Annotated in this window: 7 protein-coding genes; 4 read left to right on the plus strand and 3 right to left on the minus strand. The window is 52.6% G+C overall.

Translation table 11 applies throughout. The annotated features are described in order from the left end of the window. Nucleotides 1-104: 104 nt before the first annotated feature. A protein-coding gene (locus G533_RS0118950) for an IS3 family transposase (protein WP_420835545.1) occupies nucleotides 105-1,231 on the plus strand; the annotation gives its coding sequence in 2 pieces (ribosomal slippage) (nucleotides 105-354 and nucleotides 354-1,231; 1,128 coding nt in all). A 62-nt stretch (nucleotides 1,232-1,293) separates the two neighbouring features. On the opposite strand, the gene G533_RS0118955 is transcribed toward G533_RS0118950, so the two are convergent. Continuing rightward, nucleotides 1,294-1,578, minus strand: coding sequence for a hypothetical protein (locus G533_RS0118955; protein WP_027951266.1), 285 nt, complete (start codon nucleotides 1,576-1,578; stop codon nucleotides 1,294-1,296). Nucleotides 1,579-2,095: 517 nt separating this feature from the next. On the opposite strand from G533_RS0118955, the gene G533_RS24685 reads away from it, so the two are divergent. Next, a complete protein-coding gene (locus tag G533_RS24685; RefSeq protein ID WP_144079959.1) occupies nucleotides 2,096-2,524 on the plus strand; it encodes a hypothetical protein in 429 nt (142 codons plus the stop codon). A 244-nt stretch (nucleotides 2,525-2,768) separates the two neighbouring features. Here the strand turns inward: G533_RS24685 and G533_RS0118960 are convergent, their stop codons facing one another. Both G533_RS0118960 and G533_RS22970 read right to left on the minus strand, forming a co-directional pair. Next, nucleotides 2,769-3,188 (minus strand): hypothetical protein, encoded by a 420-nt coding sequence (locus G533_RS0118960; RefSeq protein WP_027951267.1) that lies wholly within the window; start codon nucleotides 3,186-3,188, stop codon nucleotides 2,769-2,771. Between the two features lie 6 nt (nucleotides 3,189-3,194). After that, complete coding sequence (locus tag G533_RS22970; protein WP_051230692.1) at nucleotides 3,195-3,818, minus strand: nucleotidyltransferase domain-containing protein; 624 nt, start codon at nucleotides 3,816-3,818, stop codon at nucleotides 3,195-3,197. Nucleotides 3,819-4,040: 222 nt separating this feature from the next. On the opposite strand from G533_RS22970, the gene G533_RS0118970 reads away from it, so the two are divergent. Both G533_RS0118970 and G533_RS0118975 read left to right on the plus strand, forming a co-directional pair. Continuing rightward, nucleotides 4,041-5,201, plus strand: a complete 1,161-nt coding sequence (locus G533_RS0118970) for a tyrosine-type recombinase/integrase (RefSeq protein ID WP_084639176.1) — start codon at nucleotides 4,041-4,043, stop codon at nucleotides 5,199-5,201. Between the two features lie 223 nt (nucleotides 5,202-5,424). Beyond that, on the plus strand, nucleotides 5,425-5,641 hold a 217-nt coding region (locus G533_RS0118975; protein ID WP_027951269.1), incomplete at its 3' end, for a DUF4158 domain-containing protein.

Genomic DNA, 5,641 nt, shown 5'->3' on the forward strand with positions numbered 1-5,641 from the left:
GTCAGGATTGACGTAGAGAGGTGGCCCCAGAAATCTGAACAGCGCTATAAGTGGATTGCCTGCCTGACTTAGGGCATCGTATTGCCCGATATCAGGAGATCACAATGGCTAGAAGACCTCGCCGCAATCACAAACCTCAATTCAAGGCCAAGGTGGCACTGGAGGCCCTCAAGGGCGAACAGACCATGGCAGAGCTGGCTGAACGTTTCGATGTTCACCCGAATCAGATCACCCAGTGGAAGACACAGCTTCTGGACCGATCCGCAGATGTGTTTGACGGAGGAGAATCCAAGGAGCCGCCGGTGGATGTGAAGACGCTTCACGCCAAAATCGGGGAGCTGACTTTAGAAAACGATTTTTTAGAAGGCGCGCTCACCAAGGCGGGATTGCTGAGCGAAAAACGATGATCGACCGCGACCACAAACTACCCATCAGTCGGCAGGCCAAACTGCTGGATATCAGCCGAGGCACGGTGTACTACCAGCCCAAGCCAATTAGTCCCCGCGATCAGATGTTGATGAACCGCATCGACCGGTTGCATCTGGAACTACCGTTTGCTGGTGCCCGGATGCTACGGGATCTGCTGCGTCAAGAGGGCCACAAGGTGGGTCGCTCCAAGGTTGGGCGACTGATGCGCCTCATGGGCATTGAAGCTCTGTACCGGAAACCCAAGACCACGAAGCGGCATCCTGGGCACAAGGTCTACCCGTACCTGCTCCGGAATCTGGCGGTAACTCGACCCAATCAAGTGTGGGCGATGGATATTACGTATTTGCCGATGGCTCGTGGCTTCGTCTACCTGGCTGCCGTCGTGGACTGGTTCTCCCGGCGTGTGCTGTCCTGGAAGGTCTCGACCACCATGGATACCCATTTCTGCCTGGAGGCCGTTGAGGAAGCCATGGAGCGGCATGGCAAGCCGGAGATCATGAACACCGACCAGGGCAGCCAGTTCACCAGTATGGCCTTTACCGGTCTGCTGAAGGACAACGGCATCCAGATCAGTATGGACGGCAAGGGCGCCTGGAGGGACAACGTGTTCGTCGAGCGACTGTGGCGATCGGTGAAATACGAGGAGGTCTACCTCCATGCCTACGACACTGTCTCGGCGGCCAGGGCTGGACTGGATCGCTACTTCCGCTTCTACAACAGCCGCCGGCCCCACAGCAGTCTTGACCGGCAGACACCTGATCAGTTCTACTTTGAAGCGCTGTCACTACCCATGGCAGCTTAAACCAAGGGCAGGCATCCACTTATAGAATCGGGTATTGCTGTTCAAAGAACTGGGGCCACCTCTTAGGTGTCACTATCGCCCGGCAAGGTCAGGCTATTGGCCAGTACCGGTGAGCTGGGGCTACCCGCCCAGGTCAGCCAACCGAAATTACCGTGCGCCTGCTTGATCGAAATTTGATCAGCGAGATCGCCCACCGCCAGAGGCGCTAAAACGGAGTCCTCAATGGCTATGGGCATGAGATCGCACAGCGATTCACCTGAGGCAAGTGCGGGAGAGCTGAGGGACACTGCAAAGCAGGTGGAGAGTGCCGCCAATATCCGTTTGGCGCGGGCGCTGCCTGGAGTCATACGAATTTCGATCCCTGAAATTAGACGTCAGTGCACGGGACGATATTACGCGATGATGGTTATTGCAAGATCAAGTTGGGCAATTCCCGTACAGCTGAGAGCATTCAGCCCATTGTAGATTCTCACCAATATCCCATGAATCGTAGTGATCGCTCGCGCTAAGACGCGTTGTTCCCGTTTAACAACCAATCCGGCCTCTGGAACGGGCCCAGGAAGGTGCCTGGTAGGTAGGGTGACGACACCGATTAGTCGAACGTTCTCTCTCAATCCTCATAGCGGTGGCAGCTTAGAATTCTCGGTCGAGTGTCTTACCCTTCACTGTACTTGTGAGACACGATGGACCAGAACTAACCGCTGCCCGTCTAGTTCAGGGCGACGATGCGCGTCCTGATTTTTATGCCGTGCCCGCAGTCCAAATAAGCATATCTGGCCGTGACCTGGGTCACGCAAAGGAGTGCACCCCATCATTACAATCAGGGATCGTCCATAGGTTGTCGTTGTTCAAAGGCTTTCTGATTTGCCAGAATATTCTGTACTAGAACTTGTCGCGTCGGTCGGTGCATCAGTCGTTGCCGGATTACTGCTCATCTGGCTCTCAAGGATACGTGACACGCTGATCCGATCCAGCATCTCTGACCTGGAACATAATCAGGACTTCCTCGAGCGCATCGCCAGGGGGAATGTCCAGCTGATTAGATCTGGATTCAAGGTATTGTGCTTCTCATTGGCGGTTGGATTTTCAGTCGCTGCAGCACTGCTCACAATAACGCTATTCCCCGTTCCTGACATGGTTGCCGTGACTGTGTGGGGCGTTTCTATCGGATTGTGTGGCGGTGCTGCATGGATCAATGCATGGATTTTTCGATCTATCGTGCGCTTGAATGATCTTAAGTCATCGAAGGCTACATTAGCGCTACGGCGTAAAAAACTGGAATCAAAGTTGTAGACTGGGGCAAGGATTACCCAGTATTCCATCGAGGAAAAACGATATCGCTTTCGACTACCCGACAACTCCCTGATTTTTTGAGCTTAAGGCCATTCAAGCCTCACGGGGAACCCTATCAGCATGAGCGCCTAGTCTTAAAGAGTTCCTATCAGTGTACTTGGTAGTAGGTGGGAGTTTCTGCCCACTACGCGCTGTTGTGTCACCAATAAGCGTACTAGTAAAGCAAGCGATTCATCCCAATTTTCTAGGGATGAACCGGCCCGAGTGCCTTGACCTGTGCGTGCAGGTCCTGGGTCAGTCTGAGCAAGTCTCTCAACAAGCCATCTTCAATTTCCAGATGTCCCTCATACTCAGCCAGGTTACGACGGTTGTGGCACAAATCGAAAATTCGCCACTCTTCGGCGGGTAACTTAACTGTGTGTTGCAGACATTGGAACACGATATAGCGCTTGTCGGATCGATAGCCGTGCCAGCGAAGCGCCGCCAGGGCCAGGGCATGTGCAGCACCATAGGCCAGGGTGAACTGGCTGTCTTTGGACAGGCCGGCCAAATGTGCATCTTGCAATTTGGCTGAAGCAGCTTTTAACATCCCCTCAAACTCCGCCTGATCCGGAGGTTCTGCATTCAATTGATTGATTCTGACAAGATTATCCAGCGCATCCATCGCCCGTTACTCCCTATTCAAATACGCCTGGTACTGTTGATTAAAAGTCGACTCACCGTGTAGCCATAACGTACTTTGCATAAGGACTCTGGTAAGAAAATTTTGTCGTCCTGTTATCCTCTGATCAAATTCTTTCGCGGAGTAGAGCGTCGGATTGATCTTGCGGCCCAGATGTTGCTCCGCCTGAAGCAACAGGCTCATGACGTCGCTGTAGCCGAGACTATCGGAAACCAGCATCAGATCAATGTCACTGTCGGCACTTTCCTCCCCTTTAGCCACCGAACCATAAACAAAGGCAAACGTAATGTCGGAAAGTGATTGCTCCAGTGCCGCAGCCAATGCGCCTACCACACCAAAGGTCTTGTCGATAATCCCTTTTAACTCGCTATACACGGGGTTGGCGGGATTGGCCTGATAGTGATTTTGATTGCCCTGCCTGGTCTCCGTAACCAAACCCACCGAGCAAAGCTTATCCAGCTCGCGCCTGATTGTTCCCTTGCCCATATCGGCCAGGCGAACGAGTTCATTCAGATAGAAGCTCCGTTCGGGCCTACCATAGAGCAGCCCCAAAACCCGCTGCTGCGTTTTGGTAAACAGCGCATTTCCAATTGCTGACTGTGAGCTATCCATCGGCCGATCACCAGTTAGTACCCAATATGGGAACTATAGGTCCCTTTTTGGGACTTTTCAAGCGCCTCTATCATCCAAATTACAGGGGACCACGCCTGCACAGAATAACTGTTTAATTTCAGTAAGGTATGCTGTACCGGCTCCAGAGAAACCCTATTATCATGAATTTATGAGAGGTAAAATCTCAATATCGCCGATTTAGCAGTAGGAGACCTTTCAGGTGTGGAATTAGCCAATTTTGGACTGCATCCGGTGTCGCTGGATGGATTGGGCGCCCTGCCCGAGGAACTGGATGGCAGCCAGGGAGACAATCGGCTGTCTCAGTCGCATTGCCAGATCCAAGCGAATAACGATTGGGAAGCGATTCAGTGCTGGTTGGCAGAGTTCGAGGACTCACCGCACACCTACCGCAAATATCGTATCGAAGCCGAACGCCTGCTCCTCTGGTCGATCAAGCAGCAGTACAAGCCGATCTCGGGATTGTTGAGGGAGGACTTTCAGGCCTACCAGGTGTTTATAGGAAATCCCCAGCCCGAGGCCTACTGGTGTGGTCCGCGAGCTCCGCGGCATTCGCCATCCTGGAAGCCTTTCCAGGGGCCATTGAGCCAGAGTAGCCAGCGACAGGCCCTGATCGTGATCAATGCCCTCCTCTCCTACTGGGTGGACGCCGGGTATATACGCGGGAATCCGCTGTCGTTGATCCGCCGGCGGAATAAGATGCTGACGCCTGCTACCGATGATGTCATCGTACAAGAGCGCTTTCTCGACCAAGAGACGTGGGAGCACCTGAAGACTTATATCGCTGCCCTGCCCCAAGGCACACGCCGAGAGATCGAGCATTTCGAGCGGATCCGCTATTTGTTTCACTTCCTCTATTTGCTCGCACCCAGGGTGTCGGAAATTGCGAGCCATTCAATGAATAGCTTCAGGGAATTCCGGGGTAGGTGGTGGTGGTTTGTCGAAGGCAAAGGTGGCAAGCGCGCCCGGGTCCCCGCTAATGATGAAATGATGGATGCATTGATACGTTATCGTCGTTTTTTAGGTTTGGATGACTTCCCCCCCGAGGATGACACGTCACCGGTGTTTCGGAGCGTCAAGGGGACCAATGGCGTCACTGGCAATATGATCTATCGCCTGGTGAAGGAGATTGTCGTTGGGGCGGCTGACAGCATAGAGGCTGAATCGCCAGCCTGTGCACGAAAGCTCAGAAGTGCATCTACCCACTGGTTCCGGCATACAGCTGTTACTCATGGTGATGATTCAGGTATCGGCCTCAAATACATTCAGGCTTCTGCCCGTCACGACAAGCTGGAAACCACCGCTATCTACCAGCATGCCGAAGATCATAAATGGCATGACGAGTGGCAGCGACTTAAATTCTGATGACCCCAGCATTGATAGTGCTTGAGCCACGGGAATACCCTAAAAAACTGAAACAACAGCCCTGTGCTTCTCTCACATATTGGGGTACTAGGGTTTTTCCGTCCAAAAACGACAATAATCGCCGAAAGCCCCGCCATCCGGGGCCTCCAAGAGGGGATTGCTTTTTCTGAAGTCCATATTTACACCAATTTTGGTTAAGATTTGGCCTTTTTAGGCTAAACGTATGGCATATGAAGAACGTGTTCAAATCTTGTCCGATGCAGAACAAGACGATTTTTATGGGCCCCCAATTTTCACGTCCAACGATCAACGCTTCATTTTCGCTCTGAACGACAAGGAACTGGCTGTCGCTAATAAATTCCGAAATCGTGGGCAGCGCTACATGTTTATTGTGCTGCTGGGTTATTTTAAGGCTAAACCTGTAGTGCTGAATCCTGGAT

Source organism: Haliea salexigens DSM 19537 (assembly GCF_000423125.1).
GTDB classification, from domain to species: domain Bacteria; phylum Pseudomonadota; class Gammaproteobacteria; order Pseudomonadales; family Halieaceae; genus Haliea; species Haliea salexigens.

Coding starts and splice junctions, on each gene's coding strand:
- G533_RS0118955 (WP_027951266.1), bottom strand. CDS start 1,578: ATGACTCCAGGCAGCGCCCGCGCCAAACGGATATTGGCGGCACTCTCC.
- G533_RS0118960 (WP_027951267.1), bottom strand. CDS start 3,188: ATGGATGCGCTGGATAATCTTGTCAGAATCAATCAATTGAATGCAGAA.
- G533_RS22970 (WP_051230692.1), bottom strand. CDS start 3,818: ATGGATAGCTCACAGTCAGCAATTGGAAATGCGCTGTTTACCAAAACG.